Below are 22,326 nucleotides of genomic sequence, written 5' to 3'. Positions count from 1 at the left end.
TCTGCAATGCGAAGCGCTAACTACGTGCAATAATCGAAGGAAGGCTAGTAGTTGCCATACGAGCCGACGTCGCTTTTATAATTTCAAGAAAGTTAAATTCTGATTAGTTTTTTATTACTTGGGTGAGGTAAAAGATGGATCAGGCATTAAAGGTTCTTCCGGGCAGTCTGGAGATTGATAACAATCAAGCTGCAAAAGAAGTTATGGATTTGCTCGTTGAGAAATTTCATAACTGTGAAGGTTACTTGGCGTACAAGTTAACTACCCTTAGTCGGGAAAGTGAAGAACAGTCACCAACATTTATAATAATGGCAAAGCAATATGGAATTATTTTAGTGGATGTTGTTGATGAGGAGATTGTTTCTTTTTCTGAGGAAGAAGGAAAAGTTGTTTGGATGTGTGCAAGTGGTGAAAGGTTGTTTTCTAGAAGTTTTCTAATGGATATTTTTGTCGATGATGTTGAGGCTAGGCTTAAAAACAGCCTTGAGTTATACGATAGAAAGTCTAGGAGAGTAAAGATCCCCATATCCTCTTATATTGTGCTGCCTAGAAATAATTTACCTCGTAATGAGCTTGCTGGAATAGTTGAAAGTGAGGGGGTGTCTAATTATTTGACGCGTCCAGATTTGGATGCCCATTTAACAACAATTGCTTTTGAGGAAGCTGAAATAAGTCAAAGTGAATTAGATAAGACTATCAGTTTGATTGAAGGTACGTCTGTTTTTGAAGATACTTTCTCCGTTGATTTTACAGAAGAGAAAACTCTTGGAGGTATGGTTAGAAAGTCGCTTCAGAAAATATTCAAGCAGGATGATGCTCAGCGCCAAGTCTCTATGCAAGTTCCTGAGGGGCCACAAAGAATTCGAGGATTAGCTGGAACAGGAAAAACAATTGTGTTGTCTTTAAAGGCTGCAATTACACATAAGAGGAAAAAAAATTACAATATATTGTATGTGTTCAACACGCAGAGTCTGTACGGACAAGTCACCGGGCTTATCAAGAAATACTATGCATACGAGGCAAAGTCTTATCCTGATTTCGAGGATAAGTTAAAAATTTTACATGCGTGGGGCGGCAAGGGGAAAGAAGGTTTATATTCATTTTTGTGTAAAAAGTATTCGATCCGCAGTTTAACCTATAGTGAAGTCAGGGGGGCGACCCATCCCCTACAGTTCATTTATCGGGACTTGATAGAGAAAGGTGGGGTTAAATTAGAGCCTATTTTTGATATGGTGTTGATCGATGAGGCTCAGGATCTTCCGCCAGAGCTTTTCCAAGTTATTTATAAAATCACTAAAAAGCCTAAGAGAATTGTGTGGGCATATGATGAGTTTCAGTCCTTAGGGGACATGAAAATCAAAGAACCTTCTGAGCTGTTTGGAGTTGATGAATATGGTAAGCCATTTATTGATGACGACTTGCTAAGTGGTGAATATTTGGGTGGGATTCCAAAGGATTTCATATTGCCGAACTGCTATAGAACTCCGCGCCCTGTTCTCATGATGGCGCATGGTATCGCATTAGGTCTTTATAGCCGGAACGGTTATATGCAGTTATTTGACACAGCAAGTGAATGGGAAGCAATCGGTTATAGGGTTAAAGAGCCACAAAAAGAATTGTTTCAGGAGGGGGATGAAATTGTACTAGAAAGGCCTGAGGTAAATAGTAAAAACTCCATGGAAAGATCATTCCTAGAACAGGGTCTTGAGCCGTTTGACTTAATTTTATACGAAAGATTTGATACTTTCTCAGAGGAGGTTGCGTGGGTTGTAGAGAAGGTTAAACGCATAACAGAAGATGAGGGTGTTAAACCTGAAGAGATTGTTATTATAAATATTAATAACAGAGCTTTTTCAAAGTCTGAGGCTTTGAGGATACGCAAAGATCTTTCTGATATCGGTGTGGCAAGCGTGACGCCTGGATATGTTGAGAGTACAGATATATTTGGCGTTAAGGGTTGTGTGACAATATCAACCCCTTTTAGAGCTAAAGGGAATGAGGCTAATTTTGTTTTTGTAATGAATTCACAGATGGTTTCAAATGATAAAACATTTAGAGCAAGGAATGCTTTCTTCGCATCCCTAACCCGTACTAGGGGAATGTGCTTTATATCAGGCCATGGTGATGGTATGGGAGAGCTGTATAACGAGTTTGAAAGCGTGAAGAGAAATTTCCCCTGTTTTTCTTTTTCTAGGCCGAGCAATTCTAAAGTTAGCTTCGTTAGGAAAGTGCTTGAGAAAAGTGACTTTGAATTGGATGAAATTTCCTCAAGCTATGAGAACCTTAGAAGCGACCCGGATTTTTTAATCAAGCTAATTAAAGATGACCCGGAATTGCTAGAAAAAATAAAGAGGGGTTTTGAAGATGAGTAGTATTGGTGCGGTTGAGCAAAGTTTGAACAGTATAGGTAAGCTCTATGGGGACATCCTTGCTGATAGCCGCGTCTACAAAAAGGATAGAGAGATAAGTTGGTATTATTACTCTGCTGGAATTGCTAAAAGGGTTTGTTATCCTCGGGAGTACCAGCTCTTGATAGACGCCCAACAATTTAGCTTTTTGTTGACAGATGGTAGTTTCTTTCAGTTTTATTACAGCTTTTATGATGGGGGCGATTTGAAGAAAGCGAGATTGGCATTTTATCCGGCCCCTATGTTGATTGAAGAGAAACAGGATGAGATAGAGACTTACATAGATACTGCATCAGAGGCCCTTTCAGAAGTCTATTTTTCTATGCTTGAAGATATCGATTCTGGTTCTGGGTTCTATCCTGGAAAAAATTCACACCTACGGGTGGATTATGATCACGAAGTTGTAAGCCACTCTAAGCTGCATCTGCAGTTCGGCGCTTTGAATGAATTTCGTTTATCCGCTAAATCAATATGTTTGCCTTTCGGCTTCTTTACAATGATCTTGCGTTCTTTGTATTCTGACTGGTATGTATCGCTATCGGCGAGGTCAGGTTTTAGAGATGCTGTGAGGCATTCCTATAACAGAAAAACATGTGTTGATGAGCATGAAGATATATACTTAGATGTTGGGGATGAAGTTCGTTTGGGAAGATGAGAAAGTATATATTCTTGTTGGGCGGCGTAAATACTATACGTCACACTTCATGCCTGTACAGTGATAGTATTTACCTGACATATGCCAAGTTATTCGTTGTGCCGAATGATGGTGGCTAGTGGGCAGGGTAGTCATAGGTATCCTGAGTTGCGTCCAGCAAGTAAGACAATCTGAATAAAGCGGGCGCCTCAAGGGTGCCTGCATTCGAAGTGATTTCGGACTCAGAAGCGATCGACACGGAACGGGGCCATATCCACCGCGGGCTCTTCGCCATCCATCATCTGGGCGAGCAGTTCGCCGGTGGCCGGGCCCAGGGTAAAGCCCTGGTGGCCGTGGCCGAAGGCGAGCCACAGCCCCGCCTTGTCGGGGGCAGGGCCGATCACCGGCTTCATGTCGGGCAGGCAGGGGCGGGCGCCTTTCCAGGGCTGGCTGCGAACAGCTTGCGTGCCACCTTCTCGGCGGCGGCCAGCTGCTTGTACTGGGGCGGCGAGTCCAGGTCGGCAAGCTCGGCACCGGTGGTCAGGCGAATCCCGGCGCGCATCGGCTCGAGCAGGAACCCCTTCTCGGCGTGCTTTCTTGGCGCTGATAAGCCATTAAGGTAATAGCATCTGAATCAGTTCTTCCCGCTCCATCTCCAGTATCTCTTCCACCATTGAGTTCTTCATCGGATCGTCGCTCGCCTGCCACTCCTCTAGCAGGGGGACAGCCTCGGGCGATTCGGCCAGGCGAGCCGCCAGGACGTGGTTAGCATCCGGGAGGGCGCTGATTTCGCTGGCATAGTCACTCTCCACTTCTGCATAGCAGGCTAGGGTTTCCGTCGTGGCTCCCTCCAAACGTTCTTGCAGCATGCAGCGCATCAGCCTCCCTTCCTTGTGTAACTCTCCTTCTTTCAGAACATCCAGGTCAGCCTTGGCCGCTGCGTAGTGGCCAAGGCTGGCGTTTAGCTGTGCGCGGCTAGTGAGAAGGTCGGTGTCGTTTGGGTGCTGTTCGAGCCCCTCATCGTAGATCGTGAGCACATCCTCGAGCTGGTTAGCATCGCCACGTGCTTCGATGAGTGCTGCATTGGCGCGCTCTAGGTAGTGCGCCGGAGGCTCACCTTTGGCCGATGAACAGGCGGTGAGCAGCATAGCGATCATCGCAACAAGTAGGATTTTCTTCATCGCGGTTCGGCCTCGATCTCGAAAGTGATGCTTGTCGTGCGGGAGGCCAAGTTACCTGGGCCGCTGGAAAAGTAGTAGCCACCGGTAAGTTGAAGTGTCAGGCGGCGGGGCGGCATAGGCAGCGTGAAGGTAGCATGGCCGATGGGGGTGAAGTCGTCATCAGGCCAAGCGGAAATGCCCCCTCGCTCGAGATTCTGGTTGGCAATAGTTAGGGGGCCATGGCGAAGTGTGGCAGATACGAACCAATCGACAGAGCCGAGGTGGCTGGCAGCAGTTCTGCCCATGGCGCTAACGCTTAATGTGTTGTCACGCAGCGTGACATGGCCTCGTAGATTGTAAGTGGCATGAATGCCTACGCCCTCGGCAAACATGTAGTCGCGTTTGGTTTCGAGGAATGGAACGGAGAGCTCGCGATACTCCAGTGTGGGCACTTCGATGTTTTTTGGCTCAATATCGGTAGTCAAGGTAGTAAGAAATTCGCCGAGTAACGTATAGCTACTTGTACTTGAGGTAGAAGGTACTTCACTCATGCCGTGCGAACCCCCTTGATATAGACTTTGAGCTTCTCGGGTTTATCATGGTCGGGGACCAAATGCGTTAAGCCTTGGGCGTCGCTGACACCGCTGATCCGCTCTCCATTCTCCCGAACGATCAGGTACTCCATATCTGACACGGGGTCGCCGGCGGCATCGACAAGGCGGAACCGCTCATTGTAGCGTTTGGGTAGCTCGCTGAGCATGCTGGCCGCAGGCGTACTAGGCGAGCCGACTTCAGTGCTGCAGCCCGTCACTACCTGACCGCCACAGGAAGTGGCGCTGCCATTAATGGCTGCGGCTGAGCCCTCGATTGGATACCACGCCACGCCGGAGGTAATGCTGGCGCCACACGAACTCTTGTCACCGACTCTGGCGATGGGAATGCCATCCACCGTGGCTGTGCTTGCCCCGGAAACGATCCGATGTGGTCCACCCTTGCAGGAACAGACTACTTTATCGCCAATCTTCGCAAGATCCATTGCGTTCCTTCCTTGTGTCCCCATGCCATTGTGCCGGTATTGATTATCGCTAGCTGTGGCGCCTTGGCTACCGCTGGGTGAGAGTTTGAGAGATCGCTTACGGCAGTCGGAGAAATATCTTACAGAGCTAATGTGCCAACAATTCAACTCCGGTCATCGCTTAGGTAGCTTGCGGCAAGTACTAAGCGACCTACCAAGAACTATGTGCCCATACCGGGGTGGCTTAGTACCGAGTTCTTCGCTGCGGCGAATGGTAGTAGCCATGGTGGGCAGGGGAGTGGTGCGTATTCCTGCGCCAATTCCGGTGCGAGAGTTTACAAAAAGCGGGCGCCTCAAGGGCGCCCGCTCTCGTAGTGACTTCACATTCAGAAGCGATCGACGCGGAACGGGGCCATATCCACCGCGGGTTCTTCGCCATCCATCATCTGGGCGAGTAGCTCGCCGGTGGCCGGGCCCAGGGTAAAGCCCTGATGGCCGTGGCCGAAGGCGAGCCACAGCCCCGACTTGCCGGGGGCGGGGCCGATCACCGGCTTCATGTCGGGCAGGCAGGGGCGGGCGCCTTTCCAGGGCTGGCTGTCGCGACGCTTGCCCAGCGGGAACAGCTTGCGTGCCACCCTCTCGGCGGCGGCCAACTGGTTGTACTGGGGCGGCGACTCCAGGTCGGCAAGTTCGGCGCCGGTGGTCAGGCGAATTCCGGCGCGCATCGGTTCGAGCAGGAAGCCCTTCTCGGCATCCATTACCCAGTGGTTGAGCTGGGCTCCCTCTTCGGCGGAGTAGTGCATGTGGTAGCCGCGCTTCACGAAAAGCGGCACTTTCATGCCCAGCCTCGCCAGCAGTTCTCCGGCCCAGGGTCCTAGGGCCACCACCACTTCATCCGCCTCCAGGGCGCCCTCGCTGGTCTTGACACGCCAGCCGCCCTCACCCTGGAGCACGTCCTCGACGCTGGCCTGCATCACACGGCCGCCCTGTTCGGCGAAGCTGCGGGCGTAGGCCTGCACCAGGCCGCCCGGGTCCGAGACCATCCAGGGCTGCGTCCAGTGGATCGCCCCGATCAGCCCCTTGCCCAGATGCGGCTCCTTGGCGTAGAGCGCCTCGGCGTCAAGCACCTCATACGTAACCCCGAAGCGCTCGTGGTTCTCCCGGGCCGTTTCCTGGCGTTCCTCGAACTCCTTGCGGGTGCGGTAAAGCTCCAGCCAGCCGCCCTTGCCCACCAGCGCCTCGGCGCTGGCGGCTTCGATCATCGGCGCGTGGGCATCCTGGCAGCGCATGATCAGCGACGCCCACTCGCCTACGATGCGCTCGTAGCGCTTACCGCTCGAGTTCAGCCAGTAGTTCAACAGCGGGCCCGCTGCGTTCATCATGCCGGTGGGGCGGTAGCGGATATCCACCTTGCGGTTGGGCAGCACCCGCAGCAGGGTGCCGATATCACGGGGGAAGGCGTAGGGGCGCACCGCCTCGCGCTGGATGATGCCGGCATTGCCGAAGGAGGTCTCAAGCCCCGGCTCGCGGCGGTCCACCAGCGTGACGTCATGACCGCGACGCACCAGATGCCAGGCCACGGATACGCCGACCATGCCGGCACCAAGAACGATGATATTGCGGGCCATGAAGGTCTCCCTGCCGATATAGATACAGAAAGCGCCGCCGCGGGGCAGAGCCTGTCATGGGAGGAGTTTAGCAGTGCTTCCCAGAAAATCGGTAATTCATTGATAACTAAGATTATAAATCTGCAATGAAGTCAAAAATTAGAATTATTATTCGAAAATTGAGGGGTGGATAGAATGATTGCTGCGTCAGTCTCCTGGGGATTATCCGTGCCTGCGTAGTTGGCGCACCAGCTTGCCGAGGTCGTCGCTGTGATCAATCACGCGATATTTTCTTCAAGCGCTCATCGGCACGCTTCACCGTTTTTATCTTCTCCGGTCGCTTCATGGCTTTCCAGTGGCGTATCTCTTCCACCGTGCGGCCGCAGCCGATACACAGATCCCCTTTCAGTTGGCAAACCGAGACACACGGGCTTTCGATACTCTTCGCCATTCAATGCCTCGTTGGTTTGGTGCGTAGCCGACGTCGCCAGTCGCCGCCGTGCTCCCGCTGGCACGCTTCTTCGCTGTCGAAATCGAGATGCCGCGAGGCGTCGCCGACATCGAGGCCGGCCTCGGCCAATGCCTCGGCGGTCAGGTCAGCGATGCAGCGTCGGGCATCGCCCTTGAGCGCATTCGCCAGGTTGGGGTGGGTGTCGAACACCCAGGTAACCACCAGGCTCTCGGGAAAGCGCTGGTAATCGACACGGTGCGTCAGCCAGCAAAAGCCGGGCAGCAGGGGCTTGGCCTGCTCACAGGCATGAGTCAATGAAGCGGTCAATCGTCGCTCCATCTTGCCGCGTTCTCGCTTGGCAATCATTCACTCTCCAAAACCTTTAGCCTGCCACGGGAAGCAATCCCGCGAAGGCCTGGTCGGTTCCGACGTCAGCCATGCGCCATTAGGCTATCAGGCCATGGTCGTGACTGGCTTAAACACCCATGGCTAGGTCGTCATTAATCTTCCAGCTGCCAGCCGCGCTCACCGATTAGCGGCCAGCACAGTCGCGAGGCCTTCTTGCAGGTCCTTGACGAAAGACTCGGGAGCCTCAAGTGACGGAAAATGCCCCCCGCGTTCGGCCGTTCTCCAGCGCACGATCTGTCGGTACCTCTGCTCTGCCCAGGGGCGCGGACACTTCTCGATGTCGCGGGGATAGATAGTGATTGCTGACGGGACATCGACCCGAAGTTCGGGGTCGACCGAGTTAACTCCGCCGTGGCTTTCGTAGTAAATGCGGGCCGACGATGCGCCGGTCTGCGTCAGCCAGTACAGGGTGACGTCGTCAAGAATGCGATCTCTGGAAATCGTCTCGAACGGGCTATCTTCGGTATCTGTCCACTCGGCGAACTTGTCGAGGATCCAGGCAAGAAGCCCGACGGGTGAGTCGACAAGCGAGTAGCCGATGGTCTGCGGTCGGGTCGCCTGCTGCTTCGCGTAAGCTGCGCGGTAGAGCCAGAAATCGCGCGTGTCCTCGGCCCATTTGCGCTCGGCCGCCGTAAGCCCATCCATGGTCAACCCGGGCGGTGCCTGCGCCAACGTCGTGTGGATGCCGAGTACATGCGCCCGGAACCTGCCGCCGAGGACAGTGGTGATTACCCCTCCCCAGTCGCCCCCGTGGGCTGCGAACTTGCTGTAGCCGAGCCTTCCCATCAGCTCCACCCAGGCGGCCGCGATCTTTCCGGCTCCCCACCCGGTGGTAGTCGGCTTGTCGCTGTAGCCAAAGCCCGGCAGCGAGGGGACCACGACGTGGAACGCCGGCGCGTCCGCAGCTTTCGGATCTGCCAGTTCGTCGACGACATCGATGAACTCGGCAATGCTGCCTGGCCAGCCGTGCGTCAGGATCAGAGGCGTGGCATCGGCGCGTGCGGATCGGCGGTGCAGGAAGTGGATGCCGAGATCATCGATCGTCGTGCGGAACTGGCCGATACGGTTAAGGCGCGCCTCGAACGACCGCCAGTCGTACTCGGTGCGCCAGTAGTTCACGACATCGACGAGGTCGGCGAGAGGAACGCCTTGTTCCCAACGGCGAGGGTCGGGCGCGGCGCGATAGACCGTCTCGACCTCCGGTAGCCGTGCCGCGGCCAGTCGCGCGCGCAGGTCGTCGAGCTCAGCCTCACTTGCGTGGGCTTCAAATGCCTGCACGTCGCTGGTTGGATGGTTCATGAGATGCCCCTGCCGGAGTGAGCTGTCGCGGTGACTATGCCAGCCTCAAGGTTGACGCCGACGGCGCCGGAATCGGGGACGTGACAAGGCCTTGCGAAATCCACGCCAGACATCGGCAAACAGCTGGGCAAGGAATCCGGCGCGCAACCGGGCATTGCGCTGCTCGATATCACGCATTTTCGGATCCGGGTTATGAAAGGCCATGACGTCATCCCGCTGCTGTAGCAAGCACACTGGATATCACGGGTCACAGCGCCTGTCGAGACAGCTCCCTCTAGGCAGAGATATGCAGAGGCAGGCCCGTGAACATGCTGCCATGTCGATCGAGAAGGCCAAGCCAGCATCCGCGCCAAGGTGGAGCACACGCTGCATGTCATCAAGGACCTCTTCGGCCACCGGAAGGTTCGCTACAAGGGGCTGCCCAGACATCAGGCACTGCGGTTCGCCCTTGGTAATCCAGAGCTGGCGGGATGGTGCCAGGGTCATGCAGACGGGGAGAGGGCAGCTGAGAGATTTCACCCTCTCTTTGCTTGCCAGTTCTGATGGCATTCAGAACGTCGCGTTTCGGTGGCGCCTGGAATAGGCGACGGTATTCGCGGTTGAACTGCGAGACGCTCTCGTAGCCCACCTCGAAGGCGGCATTGGTCGCCGAGGAGCCTTCGTCGAGCATCAGCCTGCGTGCTTCGACCAGACGCAGCCGCTTCTGGTACTGCCCCGGTGTCAGTGAGGTCATGTGCTTGAAGTGCTTGTGGAACGAGCTGGGACTCATGCCGGCTTTCGCCGCCAGTCGTTCCACGGGCACGCGCGACCTATACTCGGCCCTGAGGATCGCAATGGCGGCGGCGAGACGGCCGGCGTGGCTGTCCGGGTCAGCCAGCGTCTGAAGGACGCTGCTGTGAGGTCCCGACAGTAGCCAGTAGTGCAGCTCCCGCATGATTCCCGGGCTCAGGAGCGGCGCCGCTTCGGGGCGGTCCAGCAGGCGCATCAGACGCGATGCACAATCAAGCAGCGCAGCTTCGGTGTCTATGGCGAATAATGTAGGCATTTCGGAGGAAGGCCGGGGGTGCGGGCTGCCGAGGTGAGCGGTGAGTTCGCGCAATATCGACATTTCGAGTTCGACTGCGATCGCCAGATAGGGCTCGCTCTGGCTCGCTTGCACGACCCGCCCGATAACCGGCATGTCGGCACTCACCAGGACGGACTGGCCGGCGGAGAAGAGCCGCTCCTCCTTTCCCACGATCAAGCGTTTCGCACCCTGAAGTACCAGGCATATCAGCGGCTTGTAAACCGAATGCAGTTCGCCGGACGGCGCCTCGAGGCACATCATGCGTAGCCCTGGCACCGGGGTAAGCGCCATTCCGCGGCGGTTGGCGTGGCGGCTGGTATAAGCCCGGACAGCCTGTTTGAGCGAATCCATAACTTCCCTCCCGCATTTCGGTTCGAACGTAGCATGGCGGCGATGAGATAGCACCGACTCGACAGGATCAGGCAAGTTTTACGCAGGCATTGGCAAGCCCTCGCCCGGCCGAATGGTTAACAGTGAATGCCAACGCGTATCCCGCCACGAACCAAAGGCCAAGCCGAGGAGAAGCACTCATGACTGCATTCACGCTCAACGGGCGCGAGGTGGAAGTCACCGCCGAGCCGGATACGCCGCTGCTCTGGGTGATCCGGGAGCAACTGAAGCTTACCGGCACCAAGTACGGTTGCGGCGTCGCGCAGTGCGGTGCGTGCACGCTGCATGTCGATGACGAGCCGGTGCGAGCCTGCGTTTTCCCCCTATCCGCCGCCGAAGGCCGGTCCGTCACGACCATAGAGGGGCTGTCCGAGGATGGCTCGCATCCCGTCCAGCAGGCCTGGGTGGAACTGGACGTACCGCAGTGCGGCTACTGCCAGTCGGGGCAGATCATGAGCGCAGCCGCACTGCTGGCGCGAAATCCGAGTCCCTCCGATGCGGAGATCGATACGGCGATGGCCGGCAATCTGTGCCGCTGCGGCACCTATGTGCGCATACGGGCGGCCATTCACCGCGCCGCCGAGGCCTGACGCGATCCGCTACCCAGTCGATCCCTCTCCAGCTCGCTTACCCCTCCATGCTTACTCAAGGCGCAGGTAGAACGATGAAATTGCAAGATGTCTCCCTTACCCGTCGCTCCTTTCTGGCCGGCGCTGTCGCGGCCGGTGTTGCCCTTGTCGTTCCCCTTCGGCTGCCAGCGGCATGGGCACGGCAGAGCGAGGCGGCGGGTCTCTCGCAAGCCTTTATCCGCATCGACACGAGCGGCCAGGTGACCTTCCTGCTGCCCACCAGCGAAATGGGCCAGGGGACCCACACGGGGCAGGCCCAGATTCTTGCCGATGAGCTGGGTGCCGACTGGTCGAGCATCGTGGCGGGCATGCCGAACCAGCCGACACCCGACTACCGGATTCCGTTCATCGGCCAGATGCGCTCCGTGGGCTCGTTCGGTATCCGCTTCTGGCACGACCCGTTGCGCCTCGCGGCCGCCCAGGCGCGGGAGATGCTGACACAGGCGGCGGCCGAGCGCCTCGGAGTAGCGCCCGCGGCCTTGCATGCCGAGAACGGCTTCATCGTTCATTCCGACAGCGGCCGGCGGATACCCTTCGGCGAGCTGGTGGAAGACGCCATGGCGTTGCCGGTGCCGGAGGAGCCGACCCTGCGACCCGATGGCGAGCGAACGCTGAGCGGACGACGTGTGCCGCGCCTCGATACGCCTGATAAGGTGACGGGAAAGGCCGTGTACGCAGTGGACGTCGAGCGAGAAAGCATGCTGTATGGCGCCGTCCGACTCGCCCCGGTCTTTTCCGCCGAGGTCGAGTCGATCGCCGAGGACAGTGTTACCGGGATGCCTGGCGTGGTCGCGGTGGTTCGCGTGCCGCGCGGCGCGGTGGTCGTCGCCGACTCCTGGTGGCAGGCCAAGCGGGCCGCCGATGCGCTCGACATTACCTTCACCGCCACTGATGCCGACGAACTCTCCACCGAGGCGATCGATACAATGCTGCGCGAGGCGCTGGACCGGCCCGACGTTCCCGTCTCCACCTTGCGCGGCGATGCGGAGGCGACGCTGTCGACCGATGGCCAGGTCGTCGAGGCCGAGTACTCGGTACCGCTTCTCACACACATGAGCATGGAGCCGATCAACTGCACCGCCGAATCCACCGATGAGCGGACGGAGCTGTGGATCGGTACCCAGGGCCAGGATGTCGTTCGCATGACGCTCGAGAACGCGTTGCAGCTGCCGGCCGAGCAGTGCTTCATCAACACCACCTATCTGGGGGGAGGTTTCGGCCGCAAGACCCATGGCGAGATTGCTCTCCAGGCCGTGCTCGCCAGCCGCGCCGTCGGCGGCCGGCCGGTCAAGCTACTCTGGGCCCGCGAGGACGACGTTCGGCAGGGCCAGTACCGCCAGACGATGAGGTGCCGCTTCCGGGCGGCCCTGGACGATGCCGGCAATATCACCGGCATGCGTATCCGAATCGCCGGGCCGCAGATGGGCCGCGAATACGGTATCGATCCGGAGCAGCGGGCGCAGGCGACGGGCAACCTCGCGAACTTCGATCCCTTCTCTCTCGGCGGGCTGTCGGACATGCGCTATGTCATCCCGAACTTCGTCGTGGAGCATGCCGTGGTCGATCTGCCGATCCCGCTCTGCCCCTGGCGTTCGATTGCCCACTCTTTCAACGGCTTCTTCTTCGAGAGCTTCATGGACGAATGCGCGGCGGCAGCGGGTCGCGATCCGCTGGAGTTTCGCCGAAGCCACAGCGAAGGGCAGGAGAGGATGCTCGCCGTTCTCGACCGGGTCGCAGAGATGTCGAGATGGAGCGAGCCGGCCCCCGAGGGAATCGCGCGCGGCCTGGCGGTGGTCGAAAGCTACGGCTCCTACGTCGCCCAGGTCGTCGAGGCTCGCGTCGACGACGAGGGTATCGATGTGCGGCGGGTTCATGCGGCCATCGACTGCGGGCGGGCGATCAACCCGGGCCAGGTGGAGACGCAGATTCAGGGCGCCGTCATCGATGCGCTCGGCATGGCACTGAGGCAGAAAGTGACGATACGCGACGGCCGCGCTGAACAGTCCAACTTCCACGACTATCCGCTGCTGCGCATCGGGGAGGCGCCGTCGGTGGCGGTGAGCATCGTCGAGATCGGCTCTCCGCTGGGCGGTGTCGGTGAGCCGGGCATTCCCCCGCTCGCGCCGGCGCTGGCCAACGCGCTGTTCGCCGCCACGCAGCAGCGGATCCGCCACCTGCCGTTGACCGATCACGTCCGGGTGTAGCACAGGCGAAGACAGACTATCGGGGCCCGCTATGTATCTTAAACATGTGTATCTGGAACATGCTCAGGACGTGCTTGGACAATGGCTTGCCTGGCGCCGAGCGGGGGAGGTCGCGCTCGCCGTCGTGACGGCGACGGAAGGCGGCGCGGTGCGCCTGCCGGGCGCGCTGATGGCCGTGTCCGCGGCGGGTGAAAGTTGCGGCTACCTCTCAGGCGGATGCATCGACGCGGATGTGGCGAGGCATACCCGGGAAGCGCTTCGCTCGGGTCGGATCGAGCGCCTGAGATACGGCCATGGCTCGCCTTTCATCGATATGCCGTTACCCTGCGGTGGTGCGATAGAGGTTTGTGTCCTACCCGATGCAGAGATCGACGTCCTGCGTGCGTGCCACGATCGGCTCGCCTCGCGCAAGCCGGTGACGCTCAGTCTTGCGGAATCCGGCGACCTCCGGCTGGGGCACCCGGCAGTGCCAGGTGCGTTGTCCTTCCACTACACGCCCAAGCTCCGCCTGCGCATCGCCGGGCGCGGAGCCGACAGTTTGGCGCTTGCCCGGATTGCGATGGCGAGTGGTATCCCCACCGAGCTGCAGCTCCGCGATGGCGCCGAAACCCAGGGCGCCCGGCGCCTGGGAATCGAGCGAATCACCAAGCTGACGCTCCCATCGACGCTGCCGACTCTGAACGACGATCCCTGGACGGCCTTTCTCCTCGCCTTCCACGATGCCGATTGGGAGGAAGCGCTGCTTGCCCAGGCCCTTGCAGGCCCGGCCTTTTATGTCGGCGCGATTGGCAGCAAGACGACCCATGCCCGGCGTTGCGAGAGGCTTCGTGCGGCTGGCATCGCCGAGGGCCAGATCGGGCGCATCCACGGCCCCGTCGGTTTGATCCCATCCATGCGCGAGGCGTCGGCGCTTGCCGTTTCCATCCTCGCGGAGATCATCGAAGTTTATCAGCGCAAGGTGCGCTTTCCCTTCGCTTCGACGGCGCTTGTGCTGTTGGCCGCGGGGCAGTCCCGTCGCTTCGAAGAGGGCGACAAGCTCCTGGCGCGGTTCCGGGGGCAGCGCGTCATCCAGCGTGCCGCAGCAGCACTCCAGGGGCATGACCTTGCCGCCCGTATCGCGGTCGTCGGCCCCGACCAGCCCGCGCGAGCGGTGGAGCTGCGCGCCGCAGGCTGGACCGTCGTGGTCAATGCGGAGGCGGCGCAGGGCTTGTCGACTTCACTGGTTGCTGGCATTCGTCAGGCAGGTCAGAGCCGGAGCGTCGAGGCGGCCCTGGTCCTGCTCGCCGATATGCCGAATGTCCCGGATGCGCATCTCTTCGATCTTCGCAGCGCCCTGACGCCGGAGCGCTCCGCGGTCTTGTCGTCAGCGGGAGCGGTGCATCTGCCGCCTGCCATCTTCGATAGTTCCGTCTTCGACAGGTTGAACGGCCTGGCAGGCGATGCCGGCGCAGGCCAGGTATTTCACTCCTTGGATCGCACTGCAACCGTGCCGATTCCCGCCGATTGGGCGCTCGATATCGATACACGGGAGGATCTGATGAAGGCACAGGCTGGCTTTGCCGAAACCACTTGAATGGACCGTGGCTGGAACATGCGAATGGTTTAATGCTGCGCGTTACGGGAATTTGCCTTGAGAGCATCCACCACTGCTCGAGCGCCTTATAAGGTCGTGCGGCGCGGTGGGGTGCTCAGCCTGCTGTGACGGTCATGCCTCCGTCGGCCATGACGACAGAGCCGACCATGAAGCTCGCGCGATCCGACGCCAGGAAGGCGACCACTTCGGCGATCTCTTCCGGTTGTGCCGCGCGTCCAATGGGCGCGCCCTCACCGTGTTGGGCCAGAAAGCCAGGGCCGTCTTCCATGACATCGTTCAGGATATTGGTAACGACATCGCCCACCCCGATGGCGTTTACGCGAATGCCGTGCTCGATGACTTCAAGCGCCAGCGTGCGGGTCAGCTGGGCCAGAGCGCCCTTCGATGCGGTGTATGCCGCAATGGTCGGGAAGGCAAAGTAAGAGGCATAAGAGGCAATGTTGACGATCGCGGCAGACTTGTTCGGCTTCATCGCTTTCACGGCTTCGCGGCAATGCAGAAACGCCGCAGTCGCGTTCACGGTCTGAACGCGCTCCCAGTCCCCCCGCGTCATGTCCTGCACCAGCTTGTTGATGATGATTCCCGCGCAGTTCACCAGAATGTCGAGCCGGCCGAACTTCTCAACCGCCAGGGCAACCGCATCCTCAGCGGCGCCGTCGTGGGTGATGTCGGCCACTAGAGGCACCAGCCCCGGCCGGGCCAGCTCTTCGACGGAGGGGTTGAGGTCTTCTGCAACGACCTTCGCGCCACGTGCGTTCAGCAGCAACGCGATAGCTTTACCGATGCCGCTGGCAGCGCCCGTTACCAGTGCAACCTTGCCTTCAACTTCCTGTGGGACAGTGTCTATGATGTCAGTCATGTTTTTCTCCAGAGTCGGAACCAAGCGAGGCATTCGCCGGCCGGCACCCATCGGGGTGCAGTCGTTGATGACGGTTTTACTATCGCGCAGGAGGGCGGGAGCGGCTTTGGGAGGCTTGCGCCGACTATCGTAGTTTTGCGCCGAGGAGCAACGCTGATGGGTAGAGCTTCGTGAATAAATACGAGCCTGTCGTTTCTTCTCAGGACGCTTTGCGTGTTCCAGCCGAGTCCATGTTGCAGCGCATGCCGAGCGAGCACCTTGCGTTGCCGCAACGCTCTGGGCTGCAAGACGTTGTGCTGCATCTATTCACGCATCACAGCATCACTGAACCCGTACTGATTCCGGCCGTGGCCGAACCGCTGCTTGTCATGGTGCTGTCCGGATCGGCCATCGTCGAGGAACGCTCTCAGGGCGGTGAGTGGGAATCGGTGCAGGTGCAGGAGGGAGACTTCTACCTGACCAGCACTGCGCTGCCCTATGAGATGCGCTGGCAGACCAGAGGGGGCGACACCTTCGAGGTGATGCATCTGTATCTCCCCCATACGCTGATCGATCAAGCGTCCCGCCACCTGCTGGGTAGCCAGGCCGGCCCGATCAGCTTCCTGGACATTTCCGGCGGACGAGACGACCTGGTGCGGATGCTCCTCGAGCAGATACGGCTGGAGCTGGTCAAACGGCACGAGCCCAGTTCACTGTTCGTCCATAGCCTCGCCCAGGCATTGACCGTTCATCTTGTCCGGACTTACCGCGACCCAGAGGCCAAAGGCAGGCGTAGCAACGCGCTGCAAGCTTACAAACTGCGTCGGGTCATCGACTTTATGAATCAGCGCCTGGCCGAACCCTTTTCCCTGGCGGACTTGGCTGAAGCTGCGCATTTGAGCGAATACCACTTCAGCCGGCTGTTCAAGCGGGCAACGGGGCTGTCACCGTCGCAATACTTCATTCGTCTGCGCATGGACCGAGCCCGTCAGCTGTTGCTGGACACCGACCGCAGCATCATCGACATCGGAATGGAGGTTGGCTATTCGGGCCCTAGTCACTTCTCACAGGTATTCCGTCGCCAAGTTGGCATCGCCCCAAGCGCCTATCGCAACCCGGAGCACGGCTAGAGGCTTTCGCTGGTGTCCAAGGCCGCCGCTTACCGCCTGGGAACTAACCTACATCCCGTCCATCCGTATGAGCGCTTAACCAAGCCATGTCGGATGCCAACATATCTGCTTCGCGCCGGTTTGATACGGGTGATAGCAGGCGCCAGGAGCCCATGCCGCATGCCGAAACGTACCAAGCCATACCTACTTCACGCATCTATTCGCCCTGATACGAAGGTCGACTACGGGTCTTTTCCCTTTAGCATCCCCGCTGTACGGGAGGTAGAAAGCATAGAGTTCCATCCCAATGTGACTTTCTTCGTCGGTGAGAACGGCTCGGGTAAGTCAACCGTCCTGGAAGGCATTGCCGTCGCGCTTGGCTTCAGCGCAGAGGGCGGAACCAAAAATGTTCGCTTCCAGTCAGCAGGCTCAATATCGCCTCTTCATGAATATCTGCGCCTCGCAAGGGGAGTGCCGAAGCCTCGCGACGCGTATTTTCTCAGAGCCGAAAGCTTCTTCAACGTAGCAAGCTACATGGATGAGACAGGCTACCTTAAGGGCTATGGAGGCCAGTCACTGCATACGCAGTCGCATGGCGAGTCTTTTATGGCCGTCCTGCTGAACAAGCTCCAGGGTAACGGAATCTACCTGCTAGATGAGCCTGAGGCGGCATTGTCACCCATTCGCCAGCTCGCGGCGCTCACCGCCATTCACCAGCTTGTCGAAGATCACTCTCAGTTTGTCATCGCTACACACTCACCTATCCTTCTCTCCTACCCAAACGCGAAGATCATTCATTTCGATAAATTAGGTGTGAATGAGGTTGCGTTCGAAGACACCGAGCATTTTGCTGTCACCAAGGATTTCCTGAACAACTACCCGAGGCGCCTTGAACAGCTTTTTCAGGATGACACCGACGCCTGACGTAGCATTGAGTGCCACGCCGAAGGATTCGGTGTCAGCGATGTCCGCCATTCCAATGACTTGCATGGCCTTGTAGCAACTAGGCGACCTGTTCGAATAGCTCACCGTCCGGTGGTGTAGGCCGCCGACGAGGCGGTGACGTGTCAGCCGTGCCATTCACCCCTTGACACCTCGGAGGATGGCGCCCACCTTGGTAGACAGACTTGTCTGTTCAGGAACGCTTAATGAAGACGATGGGTTCATCGCCGGTCTCCCGGCCTCGCGAACGTATCATTGAGACCGCCAGCCGTTTGTTTTTCCGCCAAGGCTATTGTTCGACGGGCATTAACCAGATCATTAATGAATCAGGGGTCGCCAAGGCCAGTTTTTATGCCCATTTCCCGAGCAAGGAGGACCTCGCCATTGCTTGGCTAAGGCAGCGCGAAGAAAGCTGGATGCAGCAGTTCAAGGAACGGATTGACCAGCATCAATCGGCCGCTAAGCGTATCGCCGCCATGTATACCATGTGGTACGACCAGATCCGCGAAGAAGGCTACCGTGGTTGCGGATTTGTCAATATGGCAGGGGAGTTCAGCAATGAAGAAAGTCCGATCAGGGCTTTCGTGCGTGACCACAAGGATCGTGTAAGGAAAATCATTGCCAATCGTGTGCTGAATGAATATCGGGCTGAGATGAAGCCTGATGACTTCAATGAGTTGGCTGATGCTATCTACTCACTTTTCGATGGCTCCATAATTCAAGCCCAGAATTTTATGCAGGATTGGCCTGTTGAGGCTGCATTGAAGGCTTCCATAAAACTACTTGCTCATTCTCGTGGCGAGATTGAATAGGCATATGAATATTTGCCTATTCACCTTGCTGAGGCGAAACTCACCCTTCAATGTTGTCGGGGCCGGCCTCTTGATAGTGGCTTCAACTTACGGTCTTTCGCGCTATACCTATGGCCTGTTTGTGCCTGCCATCAGGCATGATTTTACTTTAGACCAAGCGACAGTGGGCGCCATTGGTAGTGCTTCCTATTTGGGGTATCTACTAGCAACGCTTGTCAGTCCACTACTGGTACGCCGTTTCAGTCCCCGCCTGCCGATCATATTGGGGGGAATCACAGCGACGCTGGGTATGTCGTTGGTCGCCCTGGCAGGTAACCCGATTTGGTTGGCATTGGGTGTTACGCTTGCGGGTTGTAGCCCAGGGCTGGCTTATCCACCGCTTTCCGATGCTATCAAGCAACTGTGCCGCGCTGAAAAACAGAGTCGCTACTATGCCATCATTAATTCGGGAACCAGCTTTGGCGTTATGGTATCTGGCCCCTTGGCACTCATCGCGGGCCCTCGTTGGCAACTGGCTTGGCTGTGCTTTGCGTTTATCGCGCTGGTTGCCACGCTATGGAATCTGTTGGTCATGCCGGGCGATACGCGTGAAGCTGACGGTCATCAATACTCCAATAAAGAGTCGTATGCACGCCAGGAGCCCATGCTGAAGCTGATGAGGCGCAAATTGAAGGACGAAGCGGTGCGTCGTTTGCTACTGGGCGCGTTGTTGTTCGGGCTGGTAACGTCCGTTTACTGGACTTTTTCTGTTGAACTGATCGCGGGAAAAAATCGCCTTTCCGAGGTTGGCAGCGTGATTTTCTGGATGGTGGTCGGTATTGCCGGAGTGGCGGGCGGGTTGGCCGGAGAGATGGTAACTCGCTTTGGGCTAGCCAAGGTATTGAAATGGGCAACACTGTCCATTGCTGCCTCAATAGTATCGCTCACCATGGCGAGTGAGGGCATGCTGGTGCCAACCATGTCGGCAGTGGTGTTTGGTGCCACGTTCATACTCATCACCGCGTTATACGGTATCTGGAGTGTCAGTTGTTTTCCTGAAGCACCCTCTGCAGGCTTTGGTTTAACCTTCTTTCTTATTTCCGCCGGTCAACTGATCTCGCCCACCCTCGCTGGGGTTGGGGCAGACTTTTGGAAAATGGCAGGTGTGTTCCAAGTGACCGCCGTATCCTGTCTCGGGATCTTGCTGTTACTGCCCGCCCAGGACATACGGAGTATGTGAGTAATCCCGGGCGGCCACTCTTGATAGTTCGGCAATCCTAATTCGCTGCAGGAGGCGCAGGCGTATGAGTCGATCGTCCAAAGCGCCTGGTGGCCCATTGCATTCCCCACTTCACTGCGTCGTCCAGGTAGCTGTATACCACCGGAATGACGAGCAGGCTCAGCAGCGTCGACGTCATCAGCCCACCGATCACGACGAAGGCCATGGGCGCCCGGAAGCTGGGGTCGCCGGCCCATCCCATGGCGACCGGTAGCATACCCGCCCCCATGGCGAGGGTGGTCATCACGATCGGCCGAACACGCTTGCGACATGCGTCGAGAATGGCTTCCTGACGATCGAGGCCATGCTCCTGGCGCTGCGTTTTTCAGAGTCTTACCGGGGATCGGAACGATCGAAAAGTATTTGCGTAAGTTCTCAGTAAGTGTGCGGCTGCGACAGTGAACACTCTTTGCACCCAACGTTGACTGAAGGGCCTCTGGTCTTTCGAGAATCCGCGCATGATCTATCGACTCCTGCACCGGTGGCGCTGGCTTGGCGCCTGGACCCTGGCCAACCTGCTGCTTACCTGGATGATCTCGCTGCGCTATGTCGGCTATATCCAGCCCGAGGGGGCCGAGCAGTGGAGCTACCTGTTGATAGTTTTCCTCGGCCATCTCTCGCTGCTGGTATGGATGGGAGCTTTGCCGATGTTCCTGCTGGCCACGCTTTTGCGTGGCATCGGGCTATGGCTGATGACCACCCTGTGGGCGAGTGGCCTGCAGCTACTGCTGCTGCTTGATACCTTCGTCTACGCTCAGTATCGCTTCCACTTGAGCGGCTTCATCCTCAACCTGCTGCTCAACGCCGGGGGCGACGTGTTCAGCTTCTCATGGGTCGCCTGGGCACTGGCCGTCGGTGGCGTGCTGGGCATGTTGGCGGTGCAGGGTGGTCTCGGGCTGCTGTTCAAGCGACATCCACCTTCACGACCTGTGGGTGCAATGCTGGTAGTGAGCTTGTTGGCCCTGCTGGGGGTGCACGGTTGGCATGCCTGGGCGGATGCCCACTACGACCGCGACATCACCGGCATGACGCGTCATGTGCCGGTCTTCTATCCGGCCACTGCCAAGCGCTTCTTCGTCAAGCAGGGGTGGGTCGACCCCCAGGCGGTGCGCGATCGGGTGGATCTCAAGGCGACGGAGGGCGAGGCGCAGGACCTGGTATACCCCTCCGCGCCGCTGACCTGCTCGCCGTCAGTGTCTTCCGACAACCTGCTGCTGGTGGTGCTGGATACCCTGCGTCACGACATGCTCACTCCTGAAGTGATGCCGAATCTTTACCGGTACGCCAATCAACCCGGTTGGTTCAGGGCGCGTGAGCATATCAGTGGTGGCAACTCCACCAAGGCCGGCGTCTTCAGCCTCTTCTATGGCCTGCCAGTCACCTACTGGGATGCATTTACTGCCAGCCAGACGCCCCCCGTGCTGATGGAGCGATTCGAGGCCGCCGATTACCGCTTTCAGGTTCTCTCTTCGGCGACGCTGGTGAGCCCTGCCTTTGACCGTAACGTTTTTGCCGGCCTCAAGGATGTCTCGCTGGAGCCAGCACAGGGCGAGCCCTGGGAGCGCGACCAACAGATCACCGATGACTGGCTAGCCTGGATGGACAATGAAGATGCAAGGTCAGATGAGCGGCCGTTCTTTGGTTTTCTATTCTATGACGCAGTGCACGGCTACAGCCATCCGCCAGACTTTCCGCGGTTCACGCCCTATTGGGAGCGTATCAACCACATGAGTCTGGGGCCTGACTTTGATCCCGAACCTTATTGGAACCGCTATCGCACGGCGGCGCGCTATGTGGACCAGCAATTGGGACGCGTACTCGATGACCTGGCGCGCCGTGGGCGGCTTGAGGATACTGCGGTAGTGATTACTTCCGACCACGGTGAGTCCTTCAACGAACATGGCAAGAACTACTGGGGACATGGCAGCAACTACACGCCGGAGCAGGTCCAGGTCCCGCTGGTGATGCATTTGCCGGGACGGTCCGGTGGTGCGCTGGAGCGGCGAACGCACCACGCCGATATCGCACCAACGCTGCTCGAGGAACTGCTCGACTGTGAATCGGCTCCTCAACATTACACCCTGGGGCAAAGCCTGTTGGACGTCGAACCCCATCGCGACTGGATGCTTTCAGGCAGCTACATGGGTTATGGCATCCTGATGCCCCACTATCAGGTAGCCGTGCACCCCACAGGGGCCTTTGAAGTCTATGACTACCGCATGAACGAACTCGACGATATCGAGCTCCAGGCCCGGGTGTCGAACGAGGTACTCAGGGCGCTGTCGAGGTTCTATCGCTAAGACACCTCAATGCCTATAACCATCTGTTGAACAGGCCAATGGGGAACCCGACAAGGTGCAGATCTTCGACCCCGAACCACGGTGCGGCGTTGAAGGCTCGGCGGTTTCAATGACAGGTACAACAAGTGACAGATCAGGTACGGTGTTGCCATGACTCACTTGTATCGACGCCTCCCGTTTGGCAAGGCTCGCTGTGATATGA

Annotated in this window: 18 protein-coding genes and 4 pseudogenes; 11 read left to right on the top strand and 11 right to left on the bottom strand. The window is 57.9% G+C overall.

Translation table 11 applies throughout. The features are described from left to right. Positions 1-134: 134 nt before the first annotated feature. The gene (locus CYJ07_RS20360; RefSeq protein ID WP_156085516.1) at positions 135-2,372 is read left to right on the top strand and encodes a DEAD/DEAH box helicase; all 2,238 of its coding nucleotides are present in this window, start codon (positions 135-137) and stop codon (positions 2,370-2,372) included. Then, on the top strand, positions 2,365-3,063 hold the full coding sequence (locus tag CYJ07_RS15420; RefSeq protein WP_104204600.1) for a DUF2290 domain-containing protein: 699 nt from the start codon (positions 2,365-2,367) through the stop codon (positions 3,061-3,063). The genes CYJ07_RS20360 and CYJ07_RS15420 overlap by 8 nt, the downstream gene beginning before the upstream one ends. Before the next feature lie 221 nt (positions 3,064-3,284). Here CYJ07_RS15420 and CYJ07_RS15415 read toward each other — a convergent pair. The 8 genes and pseudogenes from CYJ07_RS15415 to CYJ07_RS15385 all read right to left on the bottom strand — a co-directional run. Then, a pseudogene (locus tag CYJ07_RS15415) lies at positions 3,285-3,631 on the bottom strand (NAD(P)/FAD-dependent oxidoreductase); the annotation flags it as partial. A 25-nt stretch (positions 3,632-3,656) separates the two neighbouring features. Next, on the bottom strand, positions 3,657-4,223 hold the full coding sequence (locus CYJ07_RS15410) for a putative periplasmic lipoprotein (protein ID WP_104204599.1): 567 nt from the start codon (positions 4,221-4,223) through the stop codon (positions 3,657-3,659). Next, positions 4,220-4,753, bottom strand: a complete 534-nt coding sequence (locus CYJ07_RS20355) for a hypothetical protein (protein WP_156085515.1) — start codon at positions 4,751-4,753, stop codon at positions 4,220-4,222. Before CYJ07_RS20355 ends, CYJ07_RS15410 begins: the two co-directional genes overlap by 4 nt. Then, on the bottom strand, positions 4,750-5,238 hold the full coding sequence (locus CYJ07_RS15405; RefSeq protein ID WP_197038389.1) for a PAAR domain-containing protein: 489 nt from the start codon (positions 5,236-5,238) through the stop codon (positions 4,750-4,752). The genes CYJ07_RS20355 and CYJ07_RS15405 overlap by 4 nt, the downstream gene beginning before the upstream one ends. Before the next feature lie 365 nt (positions 5,239-5,603). Next, positions 5,604-6,845 carry an NAD(P)/FAD-dependent oxidoreductase gene (locus CYJ07_RS15400; protein ID WP_104204597.1) on the bottom strand — a complete coding sequence of 414 codons (1,242 nt, stop codon included), beginning with the start codon at positions 6,843-6,845 and terminating at the stop codon, positions 5,604-5,606. A gap of 253 nt (positions 6,846-7,098) precedes the next feature. Then, entirely contained in the window at positions 7,099-7,275 is a 177-nt protein-coding gene (locus tag CYJ07_RS15395; RefSeq protein WP_104204596.1) for a DUF1289 domain-containing protein, read from the bottom strand. After that, the gene (locus CYJ07_RS15390) at positions 7,276-7,641 is read right to left on the bottom strand and encodes a hypothetical protein (RefSeq protein ID WP_104204595.1); all 366 of its coding nucleotides are present in this window, start codon (positions 7,639-7,641) and stop codon (positions 7,276-7,278) included. Positions 7,642-7,800: 159 nt separating this feature from the next. Beyond that, the gene (locus CYJ07_RS15385) at positions 7,801-8,982 is read right to left on the bottom strand and encodes an epoxide hydrolase family protein (RefSeq protein ID WP_104204594.1); all 1,182 of its coding nucleotides are present in this window, start codon (positions 8,980-8,982) and stop codon (positions 7,801-7,803) included. Positions 8,983-9,315: 333 nt separating this feature from the next. On the opposite strand from CYJ07_RS15385, the pseudogene CYJ07_RS20645 reads away from it, so the two are divergent. Beyond that, positions 9,316-9,525: pseudogene (locus tag CYJ07_RS20645) on the top strand (hypothetical protein); the annotation flags it as partial. Between the two features lie 31 nt (positions 9,526-9,556). Here the strand turns inward: CYJ07_RS20645 and CYJ07_RS15380 are convergent. Next, a pseudogene (locus CYJ07_RS15380) lies at positions 9,557-10,339 on the bottom strand (AraC family transcriptional regulator); the annotation flags it as partial. Positions 10,340-10,578: 239 nt separating this feature from the next. On the opposite strand from CYJ07_RS15380, the gene CYJ07_RS15375 reads away from it, so the two are divergent. The 3 genes from CYJ07_RS15375 to CYJ07_RS15365 all read left to right on the top strand — a co-directional run bounded on the left by CYJ07_RS15375 (position 10,579) and on the right by CYJ07_RS15365 (position 14,844). Beyond that, positions 10,579-11,028: a (2Fe-2S)-binding protein gene (locus tag CYJ07_RS15375; RefSeq protein WP_104204593.1), complete on the top strand. Its 450-nt coding sequence runs from the start codon at positions 10,579-10,581 to the stop codon at positions 11,026-11,028. Positions 11,029-11,102: 74 nt separating this feature from the next. After that, positions 11,103-13,271, top strand: coding sequence for a xanthine dehydrogenase family protein molybdopterin-binding subunit (locus CYJ07_RS15370; protein WP_197038388.1), 2,169 nt, complete (start codon positions 11,103-11,105; stop codon positions 13,269-13,271). Positions 13,272-13,302: 31 nt separating this feature from the next. After that, the gene (locus CYJ07_RS15365) at positions 13,303-14,844 is read left to right on the top strand and encodes an NTP transferase domain-containing protein (protein WP_104204591.1); all 1,542 of its coding nucleotides are present in this window, start codon (positions 13,303-13,305) and stop codon (positions 14,842-14,844) included. 115 nt (positions 14,845-14,959) lie between these two features. Here the strand turns inward: CYJ07_RS15365 and CYJ07_RS15360 are convergent, their stop codons facing one another. Next, complete coding sequence (locus CYJ07_RS15360) at positions 14,960-15,724, bottom strand: SDR family NAD(P)-dependent oxidoreductase (protein ID WP_104204590.1); 765 nt, start codon at positions 15,722-15,724, stop codon at positions 14,960-14,962. Positions 15,725-15,894: 170 nt separating this feature from the next. Here CYJ07_RS15360 and CYJ07_RS15355 point away from each other — a divergent pair, with 170 nt between their 5' ends. The 4 genes from CYJ07_RS15355 to CYJ07_RS15340 all read left to right on the top strand — a co-directional run bounded on the left by CYJ07_RS15355 (position 15,895) and on the right by CYJ07_RS15340 (position 19,785). Next, complete coding sequence (locus CYJ07_RS15355) at positions 15,895-16,833, top strand: helix-turn-helix domain-containing protein (RefSeq protein ID WP_231489657.1); 939 nt, start codon at positions 15,895-15,897, stop codon at positions 16,831-16,833. A gap of 159 nt (positions 16,834-16,992) precedes the next feature. Next, positions 16,993-17,736: an AAA family ATPase gene (locus CYJ07_RS15350; protein WP_104204588.1), complete on the top strand. Its 744-nt coding sequence runs from the start codon at positions 16,993-16,995 to the stop codon at positions 17,734-17,736. A gap of 224 nt (positions 17,737-17,960) precedes the next feature. Next, the gene (locus CYJ07_RS15345; protein WP_104204587.1) at positions 17,961-18,566 is read left to right on the top strand and encodes a TetR/AcrR family transcriptional regulator; all 606 of its coding nucleotides are present in this window, start codon (positions 17,961-17,963) and stop codon (positions 18,564-18,566) included. A 4-nt stretch (positions 18,567-18,570) separates the two neighbouring features. Further along, a complete protein-coding gene (locus tag CYJ07_RS15340; RefSeq protein WP_104204586.1) occupies positions 18,571-19,785 on the top strand; it encodes an MFS transporter in 1,215 nt (404 codons plus the stop codon). 37 nt (positions 19,786-19,822) lie between these two features. Here the strand turns inward: CYJ07_RS15340 and CYJ07_RS20910 are convergent. After that, a pseudogene (locus CYJ07_RS20910) lies at positions 19,823-20,131 on the bottom strand (efflux RND transporter permease subunit); the annotation flags it as partial. Positions 20,132-20,282: 151 nt separating this feature from the next. On the opposite strand from CYJ07_RS20910, the gene CYJ07_RS15330 reads away from it, so the two are divergent. Beyond that, the gene (locus CYJ07_RS15330) at positions 20,283-22,124 is read left to right on the top strand and encodes a DUF3413 domain-containing protein (RefSeq protein WP_104204584.1); all 1,842 of its coding nucleotides are present in this window, start codon (positions 20,283-20,285) and stop codon (positions 22,122-22,124) included. The last annotated feature ends 202 nt before the right edge of the window (positions 22,125-22,326 follow it).

Origin of the sequence: Billgrantia saliphila (assembly GCF_002930105.1) — a bacterium.
GTDB classification, from domain to species: domain Bacteria; phylum Pseudomonadota; class Gammaproteobacteria; order Pseudomonadales; family Halomonadaceae; genus Halomonas; species Halomonas saliphila.
This window is presented reverse-complemented; position numbering and strand designations above follow the sequence as displayed.

Coding starts and splice junctions, on each gene's coding strand:
- CYJ07_RS20360 (WP_156085516.1), top strand. CDS start 135: ATGGATCAGGCATTAAAGGTTCTTCCGGGCAGTCTGGAGATTGATAAC.
- CYJ07_RS15420 (WP_104204600.1), top strand. CDS start 2,365: ATGAGTAGTATTGGTGCGGTTGAGCAAAGTTTGAACAGTATAGGTAAG.
- CYJ07_RS15410 (WP_104204599.1), bottom strand. CDS start 4,223: ATGAAGAAAATCCTACTTGTTGCGATGATCGCTATGCTGCTCACCGCC.
- CYJ07_RS20355 (WP_156085515.1), bottom strand. CDS start 4,753: ATGAGTGAAGTACCTTCTACCTCAAGTACAAGTAGCTATACGTTACTC.
- CYJ07_RS15405 (WP_197038389.1), bottom strand. CDS start 5,238: ATGGATCTTGCGAAGATTGGCGATAAAGTAGTCTGTTCCTGCAAGGGT.
- CYJ07_RS15400 (WP_104204597.1), bottom strand. CDS start 6,845: ATGGCCCGCAATATCATCGTTCTTGGTGCCGGCATGGTCGGCGTATCC.
- CYJ07_RS15395 (WP_104204596.1), bottom strand. CDS start 7,275: ATGGCGAAGAGTATCGAAAGCCCGTGTGTCTCGGTTTGCCAACTGAAA.
- CYJ07_RS15390 (WP_104204595.1), bottom strand. CDS start 7,641: ATGATTGCCAAGCGAGAACGCGGCAAGATGGAGCGACGATTGACCGCT.
- CYJ07_RS15385 (WP_104204594.1), bottom strand. CDS start 8,982: ATGAACCATCCAACCAGCGACGTGCAGGCATTTGAAGCCCACGCAAGT.
- CYJ07_RS15375 (WP_104204593.1), top strand. CDS start 10,579: ATGACTGCATTCACGCTCAACGGGCGCGAGGTGGAAGTCACCGCCGAG.
- CYJ07_RS15370 (WP_197038388.1), top strand. CDS start 11,103: ATGAAATTGCAAGATGTCTCCCTTACCCGTCGCTCCTTTCTGGCCGGC.
- CYJ07_RS15365 (WP_104204591.1), top strand. CDS start 13,303: ATGTATCTTAAACATGTGTATCTGGAACATGCTCAGGACGTGCTTGGA.
- CYJ07_RS15360 (WP_104204590.1), bottom strand. CDS start 15,724: ATGACTGACATCATAGACACTGTCCCACAGGAAGTTGAAGGCAAGGTT.
- CYJ07_RS15350 (WP_104204588.1), top strand. CDS start 16,993: ATGCCGAAACGTACCAAGCCATACCTACTTCACGCATCTATTCGCCCT.
- CYJ07_RS15345 (WP_104204587.1), top strand. CDS start 17,961: ATGAAGACGATGGGTTCATCGCCGGTCTCCCGGCCTCGCGAACGTATC.
- CYJ07_RS15340 (WP_104204586.1), top strand. CDS start 18,571: ATGAATATTTGCCTATTCACCTTGCTGAGGCGAAACTCACCCTTCAAT.
- CYJ07_RS15330 (WP_104204584.1), top strand. CDS start 20,283: ATGATCTATCGACTCCTGCACCGGTGGCGCTGGCTTGGCGCCTGGACC.